Source organism: Saccharothrix sp. NRRL B-16314 (assembly GCF_000716595.1).
Taxonomy (GTDB): domain Bacteria; phylum Actinomycetota; class Actinomycetes; order Mycobacteriales; family Pseudonocardiaceae; genus Actinosynnema.
Map to the genome: position 1 here is coordinate 150,876 of NZ_JNXC01000008.1, position 20,367 is coordinate 171,242.

The following is a 20,367-nucleotide window of genomic DNA, read 5'->3' on the forward strand; positions in this document are numbered from 1 at the left end:
TCTCGTCCTTCTACCGATGCGCAGACTCATGCGTCGCCTCCTTGCGAACAGCACTCCTGGACGTTGGTCCCCAACGACAACGACCACTGCCGCCGGGCGGAATCAGCGGCGGTCACCACATCCTGGGAACGCTCCCAGGGAGCATTGCGCAACATTTCGGAACTGGCAAGAAAGTTCACGGTGATGAACCTCCGAAGCCGTGATGTGGCCTCGTACAACGACATCACGCCCGCGATGCCGGCCGCCGGCAATGCAGTCGGACAACTCCTGCACAGACTTCTGAAGAATCAAATCTTCACCGAGTCGCCTTCTTTGCCGTAACGGGGCGACGACCGGCAGAGTCCAAGGTCCCGACCGACGTGACCCCATGATCCCTGGCCGCCGAGACGGTCTTCGCCGAGTGTTGTGGTCGAGAAACCCCTCCCCCACAACGAGGAGCCGTCCCGTGCTGTGCCCTGCTTCCGCCGACGTGGTGCGCGCGACGCTGCCCGCCGTGCGCGACCACGCCGTCGAGATCACCGGCGTCTTCTACCCGGCGCTGTTCGCCGCCCACCCCGAGCTGCTCGACCTGTTCAACCAGGGCAACCAGGCCAACGGGCAGCAACGCGCCGCGTTGGCGTCCGCCGTCGCGACCTTCGCCGAGCACCTGCTCGACCCCGGTGCCGCGCCGTTCGCCCCGATCGCCGAGCGCATCGCGCACAAGCACGTGTCGCTGGGCATCCGCGCCGAGCAGTACCCGATCGTCGGCCGGCACCTCATGGCCGCCGTCGGCACCGTGCTCGGCGACGCCGTCACCCCCGAGGTGGCCGCCGCCTGGGACGAGGTCTACTGGCTGCTCGCGTGCGAGCTGATCGCCGCGGAGGCGCGACTGTACGAGCGCGGCGGCATCGAGCCCGTGACGCTCTGGCGGCGCTGGCGGGTGGCGAAGCGCCAGGACGAGGCCGTGGACGCGGTGTCGTTCACCCTCGTGCCCGACGACGGCGGCCCGGTGCCCGACTTCACGCCCGGCCAGTACGTCTCCGTCGCCGTCGACCTGCCCGGCGGACACCGCCAACCCCGCCAGTACTCGCTGTCACAGGGCCCGGCACGCGGCTCGTTGCGCATCACCGTCCGTCGCCTGCGCGGTCTCGACGGCTCCCCTGACGGCGCGGTGTCCAACCACCTGCACGACCACGTCCACGCCGACGACATCCTCCTGGTCGGCCCACCCGCCGGCGAGAACACCCTCGCCGCCGGCACCGGCCCGGTCCTGCTGGTCAGCGGCGGCATCGGCATCACGCCGACCGCGGCGATGCTCGACCACATCGCCCGCACCGACCCCACCCGGCGGGTCGTGGTCGCGCACGCCGAGCGCTGCGCCGACCGGCACGCCCTGCGCGCCGAGATCGACCACCTCGCCGCCGGCCTGACCGACGCCGACGTGCTCACCTGGTACGAAACCGGGGACGGCGGGCTGCCCGGCTTGATGGACGTCGACGCCGTCCCGCTGCCCGAGGACGTGACCGCGCACCTGTGCGGCCCGCTGCCGTTCATGCGCCACGTCCGGGACGGCCTGGTGCGCCGCGGTGTGCCCGCCGACCGTATCCACTACGAGGTGTTCGGGCCGGGCATGATCGACGGCCCGCTCGGCTGACTACCGCAGGTCAGGGCAGGACGTCCCGCTCCCGCAGGAGGGAGCGGGCGTGGTCGATGGCGTCGGGCGTGTGGTCGAACACCCGCAGGTCCAGTGTGTCCAGTGCACGCCGGTGTTCGTCGCGCACGCCGGAGACCAGGACGGTGATGCCACGGTGTTCCAGGCGCCGCACGGCATCGCGCAGCACCTGCACACCGGTGGCGTCCACAGCGGACAGCCGTGACATCCGCAGGATCACCACCGAAACGTGAGCGATGTCGGTCAGTTCCAGCAGGAAGCGGTGCGCGGCGGCGAACAGCAGCGGGCCGTCCAGGCGGTAGGCGACGATGTGCTGGGCGAGCAGCGCCAGTTCCTCGGCGCGGTGGTCGCCCGGTTCCAGCGGCACCTCTTCCAGGCGTGCCGTCCGCGACACCGCGCGCAGGGCGAACACCCCGGCGAGCACGAGGCCGACGATGACGGCCGTGACGAGGTCCAGCGCGAGCGTCGCCACGGCCGTCAGCGCGAGCACCGCGGCGTCGGAAAGGCCGGCACGGGCCAGCGCCCGCACCGAACCGACCTCGACCATCCGGACGGCCGTGGCCAGCAGCACGCCCGCGAGGACCGCGAGCGGGACGCCCGCCACCCACGGTGCGGCGACCACGACGATCAGCAGGAGCACCGCGGCGTGGACGAGGGCGGCGAGCCGGGAGGTCGCGCCGGAGCGGACGTTGACCGCCGTGCGCGCGATGGCCGCCGTGGCGGGCACGCCGCCGAACAGCGGCGCGGCCAGGTTGGCCAGGCCCTGGCCGAACAGCTCGCGGTCCGGGTCGTGCCGTTGGTTCACGCTCATCCCGTCGGCGACCGCGGCCGACAGCAGGCTTTCCAGCGCGGCGAGCGCGGCCACCGCGACCGCCGACGGCAGCAGCGACCACAGCGCGTCGAAGTGCAGGAACCCCAACGACGGCGCGGGCAGCGCTCTCGGCAACGCCCCGATCGTGGCCACGGGCAGCGCCGCCCACTGCGCGACGACCGTCGCCACGACCACCGCCGGCAACGAGAACGGCACGCCGGGACGCCACCTCGCGCCGATCAGCATCACCAGGGCGACCCCTGAGGCCAGGGCGACGGCCTCCCAGCGCGGCGCGGCGGCGAAGTCCGCCACAGCCGCGACCGCGGCCCGCACCACGTGGTCCTCGCCGGGCGCGGGCACCCCCAGTGCCGCGGGCACCTGCTGCAACGCGATCACCGCCGCGATGCCGATCGTGAAACCCTCCACCACCGGCACGGGCACGTACCGCATGTAGCGGCCCGCGCGGGCCACCGCGAGCAGCACCAGCAGCAGTCCGGCCAGCAGTCCGACGGTGAGCACGCCGTCCACGCCGTAGCGCGCGACGATCGGCACCAGCACCACCGTCATCGCACCGGTGGGACCGGACACCTGGAGGCTGGAACCGCCGAACACCGCGGCCAGCGCGCCCGCGACGACGGCCGTGACGAGGCCGGACGCCGCACCGAGCCCGGAGGCGACGCCGAACCCGAGGGCGAGCGGCAGTGCCACGATCGCCACCGTCACCCCGGCCACGAGGTCGCGGCGCGTCGAGCCCGCCCAGTCCGCCTTGACCGGCAGGAACGCCGTCACGGCCGCTCCTCCTCGCGCAACATCGCCAGCAGCTCGTTCTGCCCGGTCAGCAGGCCGGTGAGGACCTTGCGCGCCACGCGCAGCAGCTCCACCACGTCGTCGCTGGCCAGCGCGTAGACCACGGTCGTGCCGTCGCGGGTCGCCGTGACGATCCCCGAGCGGCGCAGCACCGCCAGCTGCGCCGAGAGGCTGGACGCCTCGATGCCGATGTCGGCCAGCAGGTCGCGCACCGGCTTGGGGCCGTCCTGGAGCAGTTCGAGCACCCTGATGCGCGCCGGGTGCCCGAGCATCCGGAAGAACTCGGCCTTGGCCTGGTGCAGCGGAAGGGGCACGACGTCTCCGGACAGTTGTAGAGTTGAAGAATTCTTCAACTCTACAACACTCCAGCCGGTCGCAGCCGACGGCCGTGGCGACCGTGAGGTCGTCAGTAGGGCCAGGTCCAGTCGCGGATCTCGGGCAGGTCCTCGCCGTGCTCGCGGATGTGGGCGTGGTGGCGGGTGCGTTGGTCCTGCATCCGCTGGCGCAGCCCGGCGGCCTTGACGCCCAGGCCGGGGACGCGGTCGATCACGTCGATGACGAGCCGGTAGCGGTCCATGTCGTTGAGCACGAGCATGTCGAACGGTGTGGTGGTCGTGCCTTCCTCCTTGTAGCCGCGCACGTGGATGTTGCGGTGGTTGGTGCGCCGGTAGGTCAGGCGGTGGATCAGCCACGGGTAGCCGTGGTAGGCGAACAGGACCGGCTTGTCCGGCGTGAACACGGCGTCGAACTCGCGGTCGGGCATGCCGTGCGGGTGCTCGGTGTCCGGTTGCAGGCGCATCAGGTCGACCACGTTGACCACCCGGACCTTCAGCTCCGGCAGGTGCTCGCGCAGCAGCGCCGTGGCGGCCATGACCTCGAGAGTCGGCGCGTCACCCGCACAGGCCATCACCACGTCCGGCTCGGTCAGGCCGTCGTCCGTGCCGGCCCAGTCCCAGATGCCCGCTCCCCTCGCGCAGTGCAGCGCCGCCTCCTCGTGCGACAGCCAGTCCGGCGTGTAGTTCTTGCCGGAGACGATGACGTTGACGTAGTCGCGGCTGCGCAGGCAGTGGTCCGCGACCGAGAGCAGCGTGTTGGTGTCGGCGGGCAGGTAGACGCGGACGACCTCGGCCTTCTTGTTCATCACGTGGTCGATGAAGCCGGGGTCCTGGTGGGAGAACCCGTTGTGGTCCTGCCGCCACACGTGCGAGGACAGCAGGTAGTTCAACGACGCCACCGGGCGCCGCCAGTCGATCTCGCGGTGCGTCTTGAGCCACTTGGCGTGCTGGTTGAACATCGAGTCCACGATGTGGGTGAACGCCTCGTAGCAGTTGAACAGCCCGTGCCGCCCGGTCAGCAGGTAGCCCTCCAGGAAGCCCTGGCACAGGTGCTCCGACAGCACCTCGACCACGCGGCCGTTGGTCTCCAGGTGCTCGTCGGTGGGCAGCTTGGAGGCGAGCCACTGCTTGGCGGTCACCTCGAACACCGCGTCCAGCCGGTTCGACGCGGTCTCGTCCGGGCCGAAGACGCGGAAGTTCTTCTCCTCCGCGTTGAGGGTCATGACGTCGCGCAGCATCCGGCCCAGCGCGCGGGTCGGCTCGGAGGTGGTGGTGCCGTGCTTGGTCACCTCCACGGAGTACGGGGTGGTTCCGGGCATGCGCAGTTCGCGCAGCAGCAGGCCGCCGTTGGCGTGCGGGATGGCGCCCATGCGCCGCTCACCGCGCGGCGCGAGGGCCAGCAGTTCCGCGCGCGGATGACCGTCGGCGTCGAACAACTCCTCCGGCCGGTAGGAGCGCAGCCACGCTTCCAGCTGTCGGAGGTGGGCGGGGTTGTCGCGCACACCGGCGAGCGGGACCTGGTGGGAGCGCCACGTGCCCTCCACCGGCACGCCGTCCACTTCGGACGGACCGGTCCAGCCCTTCGGCGTGCGCAGCACGATCATCGGCCACCGCGGGCGCTCGCCGTCCCCGGCGCGGGCCGCCTCCTGGATGCGCTGGATCTCGTCGAACACCTCGTCGAAGACCTCGGCCATGCGCGGGTGCAGCACGTCCGGGTCGTCACCCTCGACGTAGTGCGGCGCGTACCCGTAGCCGCGCAGCAGCGCGTCCAACTCCTCCTGCGGGATGCGCGCCAGGATGGTCGGGTTGGCGATCTTGTAGCCGTTGAGGTGCAGGATCGGCAGCACCGCGCCATCGTGCGCCGGGTCGAGGAACTTGTTGCCGTGCCAGCTCGCGGCCAGCGGACCCGTTTCGGCCTCACCGTCGCCCACGACGCACGCCACCACCAGGTCCGGGTTGTCGAACGCCGCGCCGAACGCGTGCGCCAGCGAGTAGCCGAGCTCACCGCCCTCGTGAATGGACCCCGGCACCTCGGGCGCGACGTGGCTGGGCACACCGCCCGGGAACGAGAACTGGCGGAACAGCTTGCGCATGCCCTCCCCGTCACGCTGCACGTTCGGGTGCACGTCGGTGTAGGAGCCCTCCAGCCACGTGTTGGCCAGCAGCGCGGGTCCGCCGTGACCCGGACCGGTCACGAACAGCACGTTCGCCGAACGGTCGTTGATCACCCGGTTCAGGTGGGCGTAGAGGAAGTTCAGGCCGGGCGTGGTGCCCCAGTGGCCGAGCAGACGGGGCTTGATGTGCTCCGGGGCGAGCGGCTCGGTGAGCAACGGGTTGTCCAGCAGGTAGATCTGCCCTGCCGACAGGTAGTTCGCGGCCCGCCAGTAGGCGTCGACCAAGGACAAGTGCGGCGCGGTGTCCTCCGGCTGTTGCGGCATTCTCGCTCTCCTGACCAGGTGTCGGGCTGCTGGTCACCACCTTGGTCCCGCCCTCGACCCGGCCCCAGTTCCGAGAGTCCCGGCCGGCCGGGACCTTGGTCACTGTCGACGGCGCGGCGGACGGCGGAGGCTGGGGGCATGAGCCACGTGCACGAGATCGTCACCATCAGGGTCGACATGGCCGCCGGAGTGCCCGGAGAGGCCACCGACTACGCCCGCGCCAAGGTCGCCGCCGTCGCCAAGTACGCCCCCGCCGACATCGCCTACGCCAGGGTCCGGCTGAGCACCGACGGGCCGCGGTTGTTGGTCGCGCACGCGTCGCTGGACGTCAACGGGACACCGGTGAACGCCGAGGCGAGCGCGGAGACCTACCAGGAGGCCGTGGACGAGCTGCACGACAAGTTGCAGCACCAACTCGCCCACATGGGTCGCTGAACCACGCCACCGGACAGCCGGTGATCCGGTACTCGCTCCCGGATCACCGGCTCGTCGTGTCCTCGGTGGTACAGCCCTGTCATTCCCGTCGACGCCACCACTTCTCGACCTCCACCACCCCGTAGGCGATCACGGCCAGCACCGCCACGGCCGCCCAGTCGCGCCAGCCGATCGGCTCGGTGTGGAACAACGTGTTCATGAACGGCGCGTAGGTGAACAGCAGTTGCAGCACGACCGTGACGGCGATGCCGACCAGCAGCCACGGGTTGCGGCGGAAGCCGACGTGCGGCCGGAGGTGCCGCAGCGACCGGCAGTTGAACAGGTAGGCGACCTGGGCGGCCACGAACACGTTCACCGCCACCGTGCGCGCCTGGTCCAGGGTGCCGCCGTGCAGGTGGAACGCGGCGAACGACCCGGCCAGCAGCACGGCGGAGACGAGCAGGATGCGCTGCACCAGGGCGCGGGTCAGCAGCGGCAGTGACGGCGGCAGCGGCGGGCGGTGCATGACGCCCGGCTCGCGTGGTTCGAAGGCCAGCGTCAGGCCGAGCGCCACGGCGGTGGTCATGTTGATCCACAGGATCTGCACCGGCAGGATCGGCAGGGCGGTGCCGAGCAGGATCGCGGTGAGGATGACCAGGCCCTCGGCCATGTTCGTCGGCAGCGTCCAGATGATGAACTTGCGCAGGTTGTCGAAGACCGCCCGCCCCTCCTCCACCGCGGCGCGGATGGACGAGAAGTTGTCGTCGGTGAGGACCATGTCGGCGGCCTGCTTGGCGACCTCGGTGCCGCCGCGGCCCATCGCCACGCCGATGTCGGCCCGCCTCAGCGCCGGTGCGTCGTTGACGCCGTCGCCGGTCATCGCGACGACGTGCCCGTCGACCTGGAACTGCTTGACCAGCCGCAACTTCTCCTCGGGTGACACGCGGGCGTGCACGGCGTCGTCGGGCAGGGAGAAGTGGGCGGCGATCGCGCGGGCGGTGCCGACGTGGTCGCCGGTGATCATCCGGACTTCGATACCCGCGTCCCGGCAGGCGCGGACCGCCTCGATCGCCTCCGGTCGGGGCGGGTCGTGCATCGCCTGGAGACCCAGCAGCACGGCCCCGTGCAACGTCTCTTCGGTCAACGGCGCGTCTTCGGGCACCTGCGTCCGGGCGAACGCGAGCACGCGCATCCCCTGGTGCGCGAGCCGGTCGGCCTCACCGTGGTCGGTGGCGCCGGTGAACTCGAAGATCCGCTCGACAGCGCCCTTGAGGTAGACCACGCCACCGGCGTGCCGGGTGGCCATGAAACGGCGTTGAGAGGTGAACGGCAGCTCGTCCACGCGCTCGGGCACGTCGTCGGCCGTCAACCCGGCCTTGCGGGCGGACACGACGAGGGCGGCTTCGGTGGGGTCGCCCACCGCGGTCCAGCGGCCGTCCTGGAGGACGACGTGGGCGTCGTTGCACGCCAGGCCGGCCAGCAACACCTCGCGCACCGCGTCCGGCGGCGGCAGGTGCTCGCCCAGCGGTGAGTAGCCGATGCCTTCGACCTCCCACCTGGCGTCACCGGCCACGACGCGCCGCACCGTCATGGCGTTGGCGGTGAGGGTGCCGGTCTTGTCGGTGCAGATGACGGTGGTGCTGCCGAGGGTTTCCACGGCGGGCAGGCGGCGGATGACGGCGTTGCGCCGCGCCATCCGGGCGACACCGATGGCCAGCGTCACCGTCACCGCGGCGGGCAGCCCTTCCGGGATCGCACCGACGGCGAGCGCCACGGCCGCGGTCACCATCTCGGCGAACGGCTCGCCGCGCAGCACCCCGATCACGACGCTGACCACGGCCAACCCCAGGATGACGACGGTCAACAGCTTGCTGAACCGCGACAGCTTGCGGGTCAGCGGCGTCTGGACGGTGGTCGTGCTGCCCACCAGCCGGTGCACGCGCCCGATCTCGGTGTCCGCGCCGGTGGCGACCACGACGCCGCGCCCGCCGCCGGTGGTGACCAGCGTGCCGGAGTAGGCCATGTTCGTGCGGTCGGCCAACCCGGTGTCGTGCGGGACGGGCAGCGGGTCCTTGGCCGACGCCTGCGACTCGCCGGTCAACGCGGACTCGTCCACGCGCAGCTCACGCGTGCGCACCAGCCGCAGGTCGGCTGGCACCTGATCGCCTTCGTCCAGCACCACCAGGTCTCCGGGCACCAGTTCGCCGGACGTGATGCGGGAGGCGGTGCCGTCGCGGATCACGGTCGCCTCCGTGCGGACCATCGCCTCCAGGGCGTCGAGCGCCCGTTCGGCCCGCACCTCCTGCAAGTAGCCGACGATCGCGTTGACGAGGACCACGCCCAGCACCACGGAGGCGTCCACGGTCTCGCCCAGCGCCGCCGTCAGCGCCGCCGCGCCCAGCAGCACGTAGATCAGCGGGTTGTGGAACTGCGCGAGCATCCGCCGCAGCCGGCCAGGGCCACGGCGCTCGGGCAGCGTGTTCGGGCCGAGTGAGGTCAGCCGTTCGGCTGCGACGGCACCGGACAGCCCGGTGTCGGCGTCGGTCTCGGCGAGCAGCACGACCTCGTGCACCGGCATGCCGTGCGTCGTGGCCTCTTGGTCAACCGTGGTCGACGGCATGTCGGGTCTCCGGGAAGCGGACGTCGACCACGCCGGGCACGGCGCCCGCCAGCACCGCGGCGACGTGCCGATCGCACTCGTCGTCCAACGCGTCCACGATCGACACGTGGCCGTCCACCACGGACACCGTCCAGCGGTGCGGGTCGGCGTAGAGGCCCAGGCGGTGCCGGACCTCGGTGGCCAGCGTCCGGTCGTCACGGCTGATCGCGCGCAGCATGTCGCGGCGGGTGACGATGCCGACCAGCCGCTTGCCGTCCACCACGCACGCGCTGCGCACGCCGTGCTCAATCATCCGCCGCGCCAACGCCGCGACGTCCGTGCCGGGTGTCGCAGCGACCGCCGGCTCGTTCATCACGTCGGCGACCGTCCTGCGCGGGACGGCACGCGCCCGTGACGGCCGGCCGTGCACGAGCGACCGGGGGTCGACGGGCAGCCGATCGCGCAGCGCGTCGGTCTCGGTGACCACACCGACCAGGGTGCCGGCTCCGTCGACCACCGGCAGCGCGGTGAACCCCTTGGCCGCGAGCAGCGCCGCCGCGTCACGAGCCGGCGACTCGGGCGACACGGTCACCACGTCCCGTGTCATGAGGTCACGCACCCTCATCGCCCGGCCTCCCGTCCAGCACGGATCGCGGCCCCGGCGTGCTGCCCGTCAGACGGCGGGATGACGACCACCGGCACGGTCGCGTGCCGAACGCAGTGCGCGCTGGTGCTGCCGAGCAACACCTGCCGAAGCCGGCTGCCGCTGTGGGAGGCCACCACCAGCATCGACGCGTCCCGTGCCTGCGCCTCCAGCGCCTCCGCCGCCGGTCCCCGCACGCAGTGCCGGATGATCCGGGGGAACTCCAGCCGGCCGACGGACGCCACGCGCAAGGCGTCGTCGACCAGCACCTCCGAGCGGACCCGCGCGGCCTGCTCGGACGTCATCGTCCAGTCGGCCAACGGCTCGTACGGATAGGCGTTGACCACGTGCAGCGGCAACTTGCGCTGCGCCGCCTCGTCCATCGCCCAGCGCAACGCGCGTTCGCCCGCCGGGCTGCCGTCGACACCGACCACGATCGGACCTGCGTTCACGACTCCACCTCGTTCAGCTCGATGACGATCTCCGGCGCTCGCCGGAGCGTGTTGTGCGCGGTGCGGTGCCGGACCGCGGCCAGAAGGGCGGTCTCGTGCCGCTCGGACGTCCAGGCCGCCACCCGCACGGCCGGCCGCCCCTCGGCGACGCGGACCAGGCCATGGACGCCACCGGCAGCTCGACTCCCGGGGCCAGGTCTTGACCGCCGGCCCCCGCGCGGCTGGTCGGTGCCGACGTTGTGGTCGCGCAGCCGCACCCCGTACGCCTCGCCGGACCGGCAGGACACCTCGACCGGCGTGGTGGCGGTCATGACGTCCTCCTCGGGTCGCGGAGCCGACGCAGGAACGGGTCGACCGGCTCGGCCGGCGCGACGCGGACCCTGGCGTCCACCGCCAGCGCGCGCGGCCCGGTCAGGACGAGCGGGTTGAGGTCGAGTTCGGCGAGCTCCGGCACGAGTTCGGCCAGCCGGCCGACCCGCAGCAGCACGTCCCGCACGGCCGCCTCGTCGTGCTCGCGGAACACCTTCGGCGCGGCGCGGAAGCCGCGCAGCAGGTCGTCGGCGTCCGCCCGCGACAGCGGTGCGAGGGCCGCGGCGCGGTCGTCGAGCAGGTCGGTGTCCACGCCACCCAGACCGGTCACCACGAGGGGACCGAACTGGGGATCGGTCACCACGCCCACGATCAGTTCGCGTCCCCGCTCGGCCATGGGCTGCACGAACACGCCGTGCAACTGCTCGCCGAACCGATCGCGCAGCGACTCGAAGGCGTAGGTCACCGCGTCCTCGCCCGCCAGGTCGAGCAGCACGCCGCCGCCCTTGCTCTTGTGCAGCAGTCCCCGTGCCACGGCCTTCAGCGCGACGGGTCCGCCGAAGGACCGCTGTGCCACCACCGCCGCCTCGGCGTCCCGCACCAGCACGCCGCCCAGGACCGGCAGCCCGAACGCACCCAGCAGCCGCACCACCTGATCGGGGTCCAGCCACCCGCCTCCGGGTTCGGCCGCGAAGTGCTCGGCCACCACGGCGCGGGCGGTCGGCAGGTCGATCCCCGACAACTCGTCCGACTGCGGCGCCGGGCGGCGCAACCAGGTCGCGCGCTCGGCCAGCGCGGCGAGCACGGCGGCGGCGCGAGCGGGCTCGGTGTAGCAGGCGATGGCGTCGTCGCGCAGCGACACGGCCCCGTCCTGGTCGGGGCTCACCGCGAGCACCGGCTTGGCCGTGGGGTGGATGCCACCGGCCGGGTCGCCCAACGCGGTGGGGACGGTGACCGCGATGACCGCGTCCACCGCCGGATCGGCCACCAGCAGGTCAAGGCAGCGGCCGAACGTCGCCTCGTCCACGACCGCGGTGGTGTCGACCGGGTTGTGGGCGCTGGCGGTGCCCGGCAGCAGCGCTTCGAGCGCCTCGACCGTGCCCTGGCCCAGGTCGGCTACGACCAGTCCGTGGTGGGCGCAGGCGTCCGCGGCCAGCACACCGAGCCCGCCCGCGTTGCCCAGCACAGCCACGGAACGCCCGGTGGGCAGCGGGGTGCCGTGCAGCGCGGCCAGCACGTCGACCATCTCCTCGACACCGTCGACCGCGATCACGCCCGCCTGCCGGAACAACGCGTCCCGCGTCACGGCCGGGGTGGCGGTCGAGGCGGTGTGCGACGCGGCGGCACGCTGACCGGCTTCGCTGCTCGCGGCCCGGATCGCCAGCACCGGCTTGCGGCGCGCCACCCGCCGGGCCAGGCGGGAGAACTTGCGCGGGTTGCCGAACGACTCCAGGTACAGCGCCACGGCGCGGGTCCGCTCGTCGCGTTCCCACCACAGCAGCAGGTCGTTTCCGCTCACGTCGAACTTGTCGCCGGTCGAGACCAGCTGTGAAGTGCCCAGCCCGAGCCTGCGCAGCCGCTCGGCAACCGCGATCGCCACCCCACCGGACTGCGTGACCAGGCCGATCCCGCCCTGCCCGGTCCGGTCGCGGGTGAAGGTGGCGTCCAGGCGCACGTCCGGGTCGGTGCTGGACACGCCGACGCAGTTCGGGCCGACCATCCGCATGCCGTGCCGGCGCACGACCTCCAGCAGGCGGTCGGGTTCGACGCCGGAGGTGATCACGACCAGCGCTTTCACCCCGCGTCGCCCGCAGTCCTCGGCCACCTGCGCGACCGCTTCGGCCGGCACGCACACCACGGCGAGGTCCGGCGCCTCGGGCAGGTCGGTCACGGTCGGGTGGCACGGCACGCCCAGCACGTGGCGGGCGTGGGGGTTCACGGCGTACAGCGCACCGGCGTAGTCGCCGCCGAGCAGGTTGGCCAGCACCGCGTTGCCCACGGAGGACGACTTGCGGCTCGCCCCGACCACCACGACCGACTTCGGCTTGAGGACCGCGCGCAGGCTGGCCACGTCGGCGGCCTGCTCGCGGTCGGCGACGGCCTCCAGGTAGCGCTCGCCGAGGTCGAGCCCCAGGTCGACGCGCACCTCGCCGCTGTCCGCCTCGGACGTCGACACCAGGCCCAAGTCGGCGAAGACCCGCAGCATCTTCGAATTCGCTGTGAGCACGTCGGCGCGGAACCGCCGCACGCCCCGCCGGCGTGCCGCGGAAACCAGGTGCTCGAGCAACAACGTGCCGACGCCGTGGGACTGCCGGTCGTGCGCGACCACCAGCGCCACCTCTGCGGTGTCGTCGTCGAGCGGGACGTAGCTCGCGGCGCCTACCAGCACGTCGGAGGCGAACGCGCCGATCACGACGTGCCGCGGCTCCTCGGGCGAGGTCAACCGGGCGACGAACTCGTCCAGGTGCCTCGGCGCGGAGCTGAAGAACCGCAGGTAGCGGTCGTCCACCGGCAGGTCGCGGTGCAGCGCGGACAGCGCGTCCGCATCGGCCGGCCCCAGCTCGCGCAGCGCCACCACGGAGCCGTCGGCCAACAACGCCCGGTCGACGTTCACCGAGGCGGTCACAGCAGCGGGCCCGGGGTGATGACGGGCTTCGGCTCGGCGTGCTCGGCGTGCTCGGGCTTGGGCTCGCGCACGACGACCACGGGGCACGTCGCGTGGTGCACGCAGTAGGAGCTGACCGAACCCAGCAACACCTCGCGGACCGGTCCCGCGCCCCGGCTGCCGACCACCAGCAGCGCCGCGTGCTGCGACGCCTTGGTCAGCACGTCGCGGGCGTCGCCCTCCGCCAGCACGGCCCGGACGTCGCCACCTGCTTCGGCCACCATGTCGTCCAGCACGCGCCGGTGGTCTTCACGCAGCCTGTCGCGGTCCATCCCGGCGGCGATGGTGGCCGACATCGGCCCGATCACCAGGGCGTAGTCCACGTGCCAGGCCAGGACCGCCTCCACCGCGCAGCCGCGCAGCTTCGCTTCCTCGACCGCCCACCGCAGCGCGGTCCGGCTGACCGGTGAGCCGTCCACGCCCACCACGACCGTCTCGTCCATTACCCCTCCTCGGGTGCTCGTCTCCAAGCCTGCCGACGGCGGAAGCCCCAGGTCAGTGGCCACGGCCCTCGTGGCGGCAGGACCTTCGGCCCTGAGGCGTCGGGCCGGTCCGTCGGCCTGAGCGCTCACTGCTGCGCGGTGGTGGGTCGGACGACGGCCAAGGGGCAGGGGGCGTGGTGGACCAGCGCCTGGCTGGTCGAGCCGAGCAGCATGCCGGCGAAGCCGCCCTGGCCGTGGCTGCCCACGACGAGCAGCCAGGCGTCCTTCGCGGCGTCGAGCAGTGCCCGGACGGGCCGGTCGTGGACGACGACGCGGTCGACGCGGACATCGGGGTACTTCTCCTGCCACCCCGCGAGGCGTTCGGCCAGCAGGCGCTGCTGCTCGTCCTCGACCTGCGACCAGTCCACGGTGAAGCGGGAGTCGTAGGCGCTGTCGACCAGGAAGTCGGTCCAGGCGATCACCGCCGTCAGCGGTGCGCCGGTCAGCGACGCCTCGGCGAACGCGAAGGCGATCGCCTCCTCGCTCGTGGGCGAGCCGTCCACGCCCACCACGACCGGACCGTCCCGGCGAATCCCGTCGCGCACGACGACCACGGGGCTCTTGCCGTGCGCGGCGACCGCCACGGCGACCGAGCCGACCAGCAGGCCGGAGAAGCCGCCCAGCCCCCGGGAGCCGAGCACGACCGACCGCGCCCCGTGCGACGCGGCGATCAGCGCGGCGGCGGGCCGGTCGACCACGACGGACGTCTCGACCTCCACGTCGGGAACGGCCGCGCGGGCGGTGGCCGCGGCCTCGTCGACCCACCGCCGTCCCTGCTGCGCGAACGCCTCCCGCACCTCGTGACCGGTCAACACGATCTCCGGGTAACCGCGGACGGGCAGCAGGAAGGCATGCACGAGCTTCAGCGGCGCACGGTGCCGTGCGGCTTCCTCAGCCGCCCACTGCACAGCCGTCAACGCCGACGCCGAACCGTCCACACCGACCACGATCGGGGCACTCATCACAGGTTCCTCTCCGAATCCGCTGACGGGGAACGCAGTCGGACCCCACGTCTCCCGATCTCGACGCTAGGCAGCCGACGGGTCGGGTGCAGTGGTCCTTGGTCCTCACCGGCATGGGCCCTTGGGCCACGCCGGACACCACCCACGACCCTGTGCCCCGACGGTCGGGCGGACCACCGTGGAGCCATGACGCACCGGAATCCCGCACCTGTCGTCGTCGCGGACGACGGCTCCCCCTGGGGCGAAGCCGCCCTCCGGTGGGCGGCCGAGCACGCCGCGTCGACCGGAGCCCCGCTGGAAGTGCACCGACCCACCGCCGACCCCGTCCACGACCTGATGGCGGCGGGCTCCCTGGCCGCGCTCCTCGTCGTCGGCCACCGCGGGGCCAACGGCACGTCGTTCGGCCTGAGCAGGCTGGTCCTGCCGCTGGTCGAGCACGCGGCGTGCGACGTCGTCGTGATCCGCGGCACCACCGAGGCCTTGCACCGCGCCCACCGACGGGTCACCGTGCTGCTGTCCGGGGACGTGTCCGACGACGACCTGGCCGTGACCCGTGCCCTCGCCTACGCCGAGCAGCAGCACGTGGCGCTGCGCGTCCTGCACGCCGCACCGCCACTGCCCGTGCGCGCCGACGACCCCGTGTGGCCGGTCACCCACGCCGACGACGTGCTGCGTGGCACCCACCACACGTCGGTGCTGGCCAGGATGCACCCGAACGAGGCGATCACCCGCTACGCCGACACCGACCTGCTCGTCCTGGCCGGGCGTGGTCCGGCCACCCGCGCGGCGCTCCACCACGCCCCGTGCCCCGTCCTCGTGTCGCACCACCGCCCGGTCACCGTCGCGCCCCAGCGGTCCGCGGGCGCCGACCGCGCCGTCCACGCCGTGCGCTGACAGGATGAGAGGGACCTTGAGCGCGTGATGGGAGGGTCTTCGGACCCTGTGACGGTCGTGTTCCGTCGGCCAAGGTGTGGCCAGGCGGAGAAACGAGAGGTGGAACCGGTGGCCCGGGTGTTCCTGGTGGACGATCACGAAGTGGTCCGCGTCGGCGTGCGCGAACTGCTGAACAGCGCCGACGACCTGGAAGTGGTGGGCGAGGCCGGTTCGGTGGCCGAAGCGCTCACCAGGGTGCCCGACAGCGGCGCGGACGTCGCCGTGCTGGACGTGCGGCTGCCCGACGGCAACGGCATCGAGCTGTGCCGCGAGCTGCGCTCCCGCATGCCCGACCTGAAGTGCCTGATGCTGACCTCGTTCACCGACGACGAGGCCCTGTTCGACGCCATCATGGCCGGCGCGTCCGGGTTCGTCCTCAAGCGCATCCTCGGCACCGACCTGAAGACCGCCGTCCGCACCGTCGCCGACGGCGGATCGCTGCTCGACGCCCGCTCGACGGCCGCGCTGCTCAACCGCATCCGCCGCGAACGCGAGCAGGGCGACCCGGTGCGCATGCTCACCGAGCAGGAACGCGCGGTGCTCGACCACATCGGCGAGGGCCTGACCAACCGGCAGATCGCCGAGAAGATGTTCCTGGCCGAGAAGACCGTCAAGAACTACGTCTCGCACCTGCTCGCCAAGCTCGGCCTCGAACGCCGCACCCAGGCCGCCGTCCTCGCCACCCGGCTGCGCAAGCCCGCGCCGCCGTCGGAGGGCTAAGCCAGCGGGACCTGCCACGTCAGGCGGGTGCCGCCGCCGGCTTCACCGGTCACCGAGCACGTGCCGCCCAACGCGGCGGCCCGCTGTTCGAGGTTGCGCAGACCGCTGCGGGCGACCCGAGCCGGCATGCCCACACCGTCGTCCACGACCGTGATGGTCAACTCGTCGCCCGCCTCCACGGTCACGACCAGCTCCCGCGCCCGAGCGTGCCGCACGACGTTGGTGACCGCTTCGCGCACCACGGCCTCGGCGTGCTCGCCGACGTCGTCGGGCACCGAGTTGTCCACCGTCCCCGTCATCCGCACGGTCGGCGTCACCGGCGCGTTCTCGGTGAGCTCGGACACCAGGTCCAGCAGGCGCCGCCGCAACCCCGGCGTGTCGCCGTCCGCCTGGAGGTCGAAGATCGACGTGCGGATCTCCAGCACCGTCTCGTCCAGCTGGTGCACCGCCTTGCGCACCCGTTCGCGCACCTGCGGCTCGCGGATCGTGCCCAACGCGCCCTGCAGGCTCATGCCGGTGGCGAACAACCGCTGGATCACGTGGTCGTGCAGGTCACGCGCGATCCGGTCGCGGTCCTCCAGCACGTCCACCAACCGCCGCGCCCGCTGGTTCTCGGCGAACTCCAACGCCACCGCCGCCTGGTCCGCGAACGACGCCAACAGCGGAACCTGCTCCGCCCCGAACCGGGCACCGCCCTTCTCCCGCGCCACCAGCAGCACCCCGGTCACACTCGCACCGGACCTCAACGGCACCGCGACACCCGGCCCCGCCTCCACCGACGCCCCGCCGAGCCGTCCCCCCAGCTCCTCCACCAGCGTCGGCGCACCCGAGGCGAGCACTTCCGCCACGACCGTCCCGTTGCCGGCCAGCACACCGCCGACCAGGCCCTCCACGCGCTCACCCGCGCCGGCGGCCATCCGCAGCCGCTGCCCGTCCGGGCCTTCGACCAGCACGATCAACGACATCGACGCCGCCGACAGCTCCCGCGTCCGCTGCGCGATCAGGCGCAGCGCGTCATCGGCCGACGCACCGCCCAGCAGCTCGGTGTTGATCTCCGCGGTGGCCTCCAGCCACCGCTCGCGCATCCGCGACCGCTCGAACAGCCGCGCGTTCTCCACCGCAACACCCGCCGCCGCCGCCAACGCGGTCAGCACCACCTCGTCGTCCACCGTGAAATCGGTGCCGTCGATCTTCTCGGTCATGTAGAGGTTGCCGAACACCTCGTCCCGCACCCGCACCGGCACACCCAGGAAGCTGTGCATCGGCGGGTGGTTCGCGGGGAAGCCCACCGACGCCGGGTGCTCGGCCAGGTCGTGCAGCCGGATCGCCCGCGGGTCCTTGATCAGCAGCCCGAGCAGGCCCTTGCCCTGCGGCAGGTGCCCCATGTGCGACCGCGTCTCCGGGTCGATGCCGACGTAGACGAACTCCGACAGGTTCTCCTGGCTGCCCAGCACGCCCAACGCGCCGTAACGCGCGCCGACGAGTTCCACCGCGGCCTGCACGATCCGCTGCAACGTCGAATCCAGCTCCAGCCCGGCGCCGACCGCGATGACCGCGTCCAGCAGGCCTTGCATCTTGTCCCTGGTCGAAGCGATCTCGGTCAGGCGCTCCCGCACCTCGTCGAGCAACTCGTCCAGCCGCAGCCCGCCCAGCAGGCGGTGCGGCACCTCGGGGCCGGCTGATTCGGTCACGGGTACAGCGTTCCATCCTGCCCACGACACCGCCAAGCCCAGCGGCCCTGCCCGGAAGGGACCTTCGACCGTGTGCCGACAGCCGCCGGAACCCCACAGTGGAAGTGTCGGTTCGATCGGACGAAGTGAGCAGGGACGACATGGCAGACGTGACCGAGGTGCTCGGGCTAGCGGTGGACGAGGTGACCGACGTGCTCACCGCCGCCACACTGGCCCCGTCAGTGCACAACACCCAACCGTGGCGGTTCCGCCTCGCGCCCGACCGCATCGAGCTGCACCACGACCAGGCCCGCAGGCTGCCGGCCACCGACCCGGAGGACCGGGAGCTGCGGCTGTCCTGCGGCGCGGCGCTGTTCAACCTCCGCCTCGCCCTCCGCCGGCGCGGCATCCGACCGCTGGTGACCCTCATGCCCGGTGCCGAAGCACCCGGAGCGCTGGCCACGATCCGCCACGGCGGTCACCGCGACCTCGACGACGAGACCCGACAGCTCATCAAGGCGATCCCGGCACGGCGATCCAACCGCAAGCCGTTCCGCGACGTGCCGGTGCCCGTCGAACACCGGCACGCGCTGGTGCGTGCGGCCGAGCGCGAGCGGTCGTGGCTCCACGTCGTGACCGACCGCAACGAACGCGCCCGCCTGCAAGGTCTCGTGGCCAAAGCACAGCGGATCCAGGCGGACGCACCGGACGTGCGGGCCGAGCTGACCGACTGGACGGGTCCGCGAACCGGCGACGGCATCCCACCCGCGTCCGCGGGCGTGCGACCCGCGCCCCAGGACGAATGGGCGATGCGCGACTTCCAAGCCGCCGAACGCCCACCCGGCAAGGACTACGAGTCCGACCCGCTCGTCGTGGTGCTCTGCTCGTTCTACGACGGGGCCCTCGCCGAACTGCAGGCCGGTCAGGCACTGCAACGCCTGCTGCTCGCCGCCACCGCCCTCGGGCTGTCCGCGTCCTTCATGTCCCAGGCGATCGAGGTGCGGCCCGTCCGCGAAGAACTCCGCCGCACCCTCGGCGGGATGCTCGAACCGCAGACCGTCCTGCGCATCGGTTTCGGCTCACCGGTCCCCCCGAGCCCGCGCCGCGCCGTCCGCGACCTGCTGCTGGAGCCGATCGGCACGACCGCGTGAGCGTCGGCGACGGTGACCTGCTTCCGGCTCCCACAAGTCGGTTTGAAGTGCGACAGACGTACCCGGAGGTGACGATGAAGACGACAGCACGTCCAGCAGAGGGGTCACCCCGGATGGGAACGGACACTTCCGTCGAGCAGGTCCCCACCACGACCGGCCGCCGCACCCTGATGCTGGGGTTGGCGACCTTGGGCTTCGCGGTGAACTTCTGGGCTTGGGCGCTGCTCAGCCCGCTCGGGCCGCTGTTCAAGGACTCCCTCGGGCTCAGCGCGTTCCAACAGGCGGTGCTGGTGGCGGTGCCCGTGGTGGTCGGCTCTGTCGGGCGCATCCCCGTCGGGGTGCTGACGGACCGGTTCGGCGGCAGGGTGATGTTCCCCCTGGTGTCCTTGGTGACCATCGTCCCGGTGCTGTTCATCGGCGTGTTGGGCCACTCCTCGCTGACGGCGCTGCTGATCGGTGGCTTCTTCCTCGGCGTCGGCGGCACGGCGTTCGCGGTCGGTGTGCCGTTCGTCAACGCCTGGTTCCCGCCGAGCCGGCGCGGCCTGGCGATCGGGGTGTTCGGCGCCGGCATGGGCGGGACGGCGATCAGCGCGCTGACCACGGTCCCGCTGGTAAGTGCTTCCGGCATCCCGACTCCGTTCATCGTCACCGCCGTGGTGCTGCTGGTGTACGCGGTGATCGCCGCTCTGGTGCTGCGCGACGCGCCCGGACGGGTGATCCCCACCGAGTCGCTGACGCGTCGGCTCGGGAACACCGTGCGCCTGCCGGTCACCTGGCACGCCTCGGCGCTCTACGCGGTGGCCTTCGGCGGCTACGTGGCGTTCTCGGTCTACCTGCCCGCCTACCTGAAGACCGCATACGGCCTGACGCAGGCCGACGCGGCCAACCGCATGGCCGGGTTCGTGCTGCTCGCGGTGGTGATGCGGCCGGTGGGAGGGTGGCTGTCCGACCGGTTCGACCCGGTGCGGGTCCTGACCGCGTCGCTCGGCGTGGTGACCGCGGGGGCGGTGCTCCAGTCGTTCACGCCGACGCTCATGCCGCTGGGCACGACCGCGTTCCTGAGCATGGCCGCCGCACTGGGCGCGGGCAGCGGCGCGGTGTTCGCGCTGGTCGCGCTCCTGGTTCCGGCGAACCGGGTCGGCTCGGTCACCGGCGTGGTGGGTGCCGCGGGCGGTCTGGGCGGTTTCGTGCCGCCGCTGGTGATGGGCGCGCTGTACGGCGCGATGTCGTCCTACGCCCTGGGGTTGGCGGCCCTGGCAGTGGTCGCCGGGGCGGCGATGCTGTTCACCGCGACGGTCGTCCGCCGCGCCGCGACGGAGCGTTGA

18 protein-coding genes are annotated in these 20,367 nt (G+C 72.3%); 7 read left to right on the plus strand and 11 right to left on the minus strand.

From position 1 onward, the window contains the following. Nucleotides 1-63 precede the first annotated feature (63 nt). Complete coding sequence (locus OQ02_RS43775) at nt 64-321, plus strand: hypothetical protein (protein ID WP_156077067.1); 258 nt, start codon at nt 64-66, stop codon at nt 319-321. Nucleotides 322-445: 124 nt separating this feature from the next. Then, a complete protein-coding gene (locus OQ02_RS15650) occupies nt 446-1,633 on the plus strand; it encodes a globin domain-containing protein (RefSeq protein WP_033439129.1) in 1,188 nt (395 codons plus the stop codon). Between the two features lie 10 nt (nt 1,634-1,643). Here the strand turns inward: OQ02_RS15650 and OQ02_RS15655 are convergent, their stop codons facing one another. The 3 genes from OQ02_RS15655 to OQ02_RS15665 all read right to left on the minus strand — a co-directional run bounded on the left by OQ02_RS15655 (nt 1,644) and on the right by OQ02_RS15665 (nt 6,042). Next, nucleotides 1,644-3,251: a SulP family inorganic anion transporter gene (locus OQ02_RS15655; protein WP_033439130.1), complete on the minus strand. Its 1,608-nt coding sequence runs from the start codon at nt 3,249-3,251 to the stop codon at nt 1,644-1,646. Next, on the minus strand, nt 3,248-3,583 hold the full coding sequence (locus OQ02_RS15660; protein ID WP_033439131.1) for an ArsR/SmtB family transcription factor: 336 nt from the start codon (nt 3,581-3,583) through the stop codon (nt 3,248-3,250). The genes OQ02_RS15655 and OQ02_RS15660 overlap by 4 nt, the downstream gene beginning before the upstream one ends. A gap of 92 nt (nt 3,584-3,675) precedes the next feature. Continuing rightward, on the minus strand, nt 3,676-6,042 hold the full coding sequence (locus tag OQ02_RS15665) for a phosphoketolase family protein (RefSeq protein WP_033439132.1): 2,367 nt from the start codon (nt 6,040-6,042) through the stop codon (nt 3,676-3,678). 138 nt (nt 6,043-6,180) lie between these two features. Here OQ02_RS15665 and OQ02_RS15670 point away from each other — a divergent pair, with 138 nt between their 5' ends. Then, nucleotides 6,181-6,477, plus strand: a complete 297-nt coding sequence (locus tag OQ02_RS15670) for an HPF/RaiA family ribosome-associated protein (RefSeq protein ID WP_033439133.1) — start codon at nt 6,181-6,183, stop codon at nt 6,475-6,477. Between the two features lie 79 nt (nt 6,478-6,556). Here the strand turns inward: OQ02_RS15670 and OQ02_RS15675 are convergent, their stop codons facing one another. From OQ02_RS15675 to OQ02_RS15705, 7 genes are all read right to left on the minus strand, one after another. Then, nucleotides 6,557-9,076, minus strand: coding sequence for an HAD-IC family P-type ATPase (locus OQ02_RS15675; protein WP_033439134.1), 2,520 nt, complete (start codon nt 9,074-9,076; stop codon nt 6,557-6,559). Beyond that, nucleotides 9,057-9,662: a CBS domain-containing protein gene (locus tag OQ02_RS15680; protein WP_231500050.1), complete on the minus strand. Its 606-nt coding sequence runs from the start codon at nt 9,660-9,662 to the stop codon at nt 9,057-9,059. Before OQ02_RS15680 ends, OQ02_RS15675 begins: the two co-directional genes overlap by 20 nt. A gap of 14 nt (nt 9,663-9,676) precedes the next feature. Beyond that, entirely contained in the window at nt 9,677-10,150 is a 474-nt protein-coding gene (locus OQ02_RS15685; protein WP_051772358.1) for a universal stress protein, read from the minus strand. Continuing rightward, complete coding sequence (locus tag OQ02_RS15690; protein WP_033439136.1) at nt 10,147-10,461, minus strand: hypothetical protein; 315 nt, start codon at nt 10,459-10,461, stop codon at nt 10,147-10,149. The genes OQ02_RS15685 and OQ02_RS15690 overlap by 4 nt, the downstream gene beginning before the upstream one ends. Further along, nucleotides 10,458-13,085 carry a bifunctional acetate--CoA ligase family protein/GNAT family N-acetyltransferase gene (locus tag OQ02_RS15695; protein WP_051772359.1) on the minus strand — a complete coding sequence of 876 codons (2,628 nt, stop codon included), beginning with the start codon at nt 13,083-13,085 and terminating at the stop codon, nt 10,458-10,460. Before OQ02_RS15695 ends, OQ02_RS15690 begins: the two co-directional genes overlap by 4 nt. Next, a complete protein-coding gene (locus OQ02_RS15700; protein ID WP_033439137.1) occupies nt 13,082-13,567 on the minus strand; it encodes a universal stress protein in 486 nt (161 codons plus the stop codon). The genes OQ02_RS15695 and OQ02_RS15700 overlap by 4 nt, the downstream gene beginning before the upstream one ends. Nucleotides 13,568-13,692: 125 nt before the next feature. Then, complete coding sequence (locus OQ02_RS15705) at nt 13,693-14,568, minus strand: universal stress protein (RefSeq protein WP_033439138.1); 876 nt, start codon at nt 14,566-14,568, stop codon at nt 13,693-13,695. Nucleotides 14,569-14,754: 186 nt separating this feature from the next. Here OQ02_RS15705 and OQ02_RS15710 point away from each other — a divergent pair, with 186 nt between their 5' ends. Both OQ02_RS15710 and OQ02_RS15715 read left to right on the plus strand, forming a co-directional pair. After that, nucleotides 14,755-15,462 carry a hypothetical protein gene (locus OQ02_RS15710; protein WP_033439139.1) on the plus strand — a complete coding sequence of 236 codons (708 nt, stop codon included), beginning with the start codon at nt 14,755-14,757 and terminating at the stop codon, nt 15,460-15,462. Between the two features lie 108 nt (nt 15,463-15,570). Further along, nucleotides 15,571-16,221: a response regulator transcription factor gene (locus OQ02_RS15715; RefSeq protein ID WP_033439292.1), complete on the plus strand. Its 651-nt coding sequence runs from the start codon at nt 15,571-15,573 to the stop codon at nt 16,219-16,221. Here OQ02_RS15715 and OQ02_RS15720 read toward each other — a convergent pair. Then, the gene (locus OQ02_RS15720; protein ID WP_033439140.1) at nt 16,218-17,912 is read right to left on the minus strand and encodes a GAF domain-containing sensor histidine kinase; all 1,695 of its coding nucleotides are present in this window, start codon (nt 17,910-17,912) and stop codon (nt 16,218-16,220) included. The genes OQ02_RS15715 and OQ02_RS15720 overlap by 4 nt on opposite strands. A gap of 140 nt (nt 17,913-18,052) precedes the next feature. On the opposite strand from OQ02_RS15720, the gene OQ02_RS15725 reads away from it, so the two are divergent. Both OQ02_RS15725 and OQ02_RS15730 read left to right on the plus strand, forming a co-directional pair. After that, the gene (locus OQ02_RS15725) at nt 18,053-19,042 is read left to right on the plus strand and encodes an Acg family FMN-binding oxidoreductase (RefSeq protein WP_033439141.1); all 990 of its coding nucleotides are present in this window, start codon (nt 18,053-18,055) and stop codon (nt 19,040-19,042) included. A 113-nt stretch (nt 19,043-19,155) separates the two neighbouring features. After that, on the plus strand, nt 19,156-20,367 hold the full coding sequence (locus OQ02_RS15730; protein WP_033439142.1) for an MFS transporter: 1,212 nt from the start codon (nt 19,156-19,158) through the stop codon (nt 20,365-20,367).

What these genes read in the sequence shown, in the direction of transcription:
- OQ02_RS15675 (WP_033439134.1), bottom strand. Translation starts at nt 9,076, where the DNA reads ATGCCGTCGACCACGGTTGACCAAGAGGCCACGACGCACGGCATGCCG.
- OQ02_RS15725 (WP_033439141.1), top strand. Translation starts at nt 18,053, where the DNA reads ATGGCAGACGTGACCGAGGTGCTCGGGCTAGCGGTGGACGAGGTGACC.
- OQ02_RS15700 (WP_033439137.1), bottom strand. Translation starts at nt 13,567, where the DNA reads ATGGACGAGACGGTCGTGGTGGGCGTGGACGGCTCACCGGTCAGCCGG.
- OQ02_RS15730 (WP_033439142.1), top strand. Translation starts at nt 19,156, where the DNA reads ATGGGAACGGACACTTCCGTCGAGCAGGTCCCCACCACGACCGGCCGC.
- OQ02_RS15710 (WP_033439139.1), top strand. Translation starts at nt 14,755, where the DNA reads ATGACGCACCGGAATCCCGCACCTGTCGTCGTCGCGGACGACGGCTCC.
- OQ02_RS15690 (WP_033439136.1), bottom strand. Translation starts at nt 10,461, where the DNA reads ATGACCGCCACCACGCCGGTCGAGGTGTCCTGCCGGTCCGGCGAGGCG.
- OQ02_RS15680 (WP_231500050.1), bottom strand. Translation starts at nt 9,662, where the DNA reads ATGACACGGGACGTGGTGACCGTGTCGCCCGAGTCGCCGGCTCGTGAC.
- OQ02_RS15705 (WP_033439138.1), bottom strand. Translation starts at nt 14,568, where the DNA reads ATGAGTGCCCCGATCGTGGTCGGTGTGGACGGTTCGGCGTCGGCGTTG.
- OQ02_RS15665 (WP_033439132.1), bottom strand. Translation starts at nt 6,042, where the DNA reads ATGCCGCAACAGCCGGAGGACACCGCGCCGCACTTGTCCTTGGTCGAC.
- OQ02_RS15670 (WP_033439133.1), top strand. Translation starts at nt 6,181, where the DNA reads ATGAGCCACGTGCACGAGATCGTCACCATCAGGGTCGACATGGCCGCC.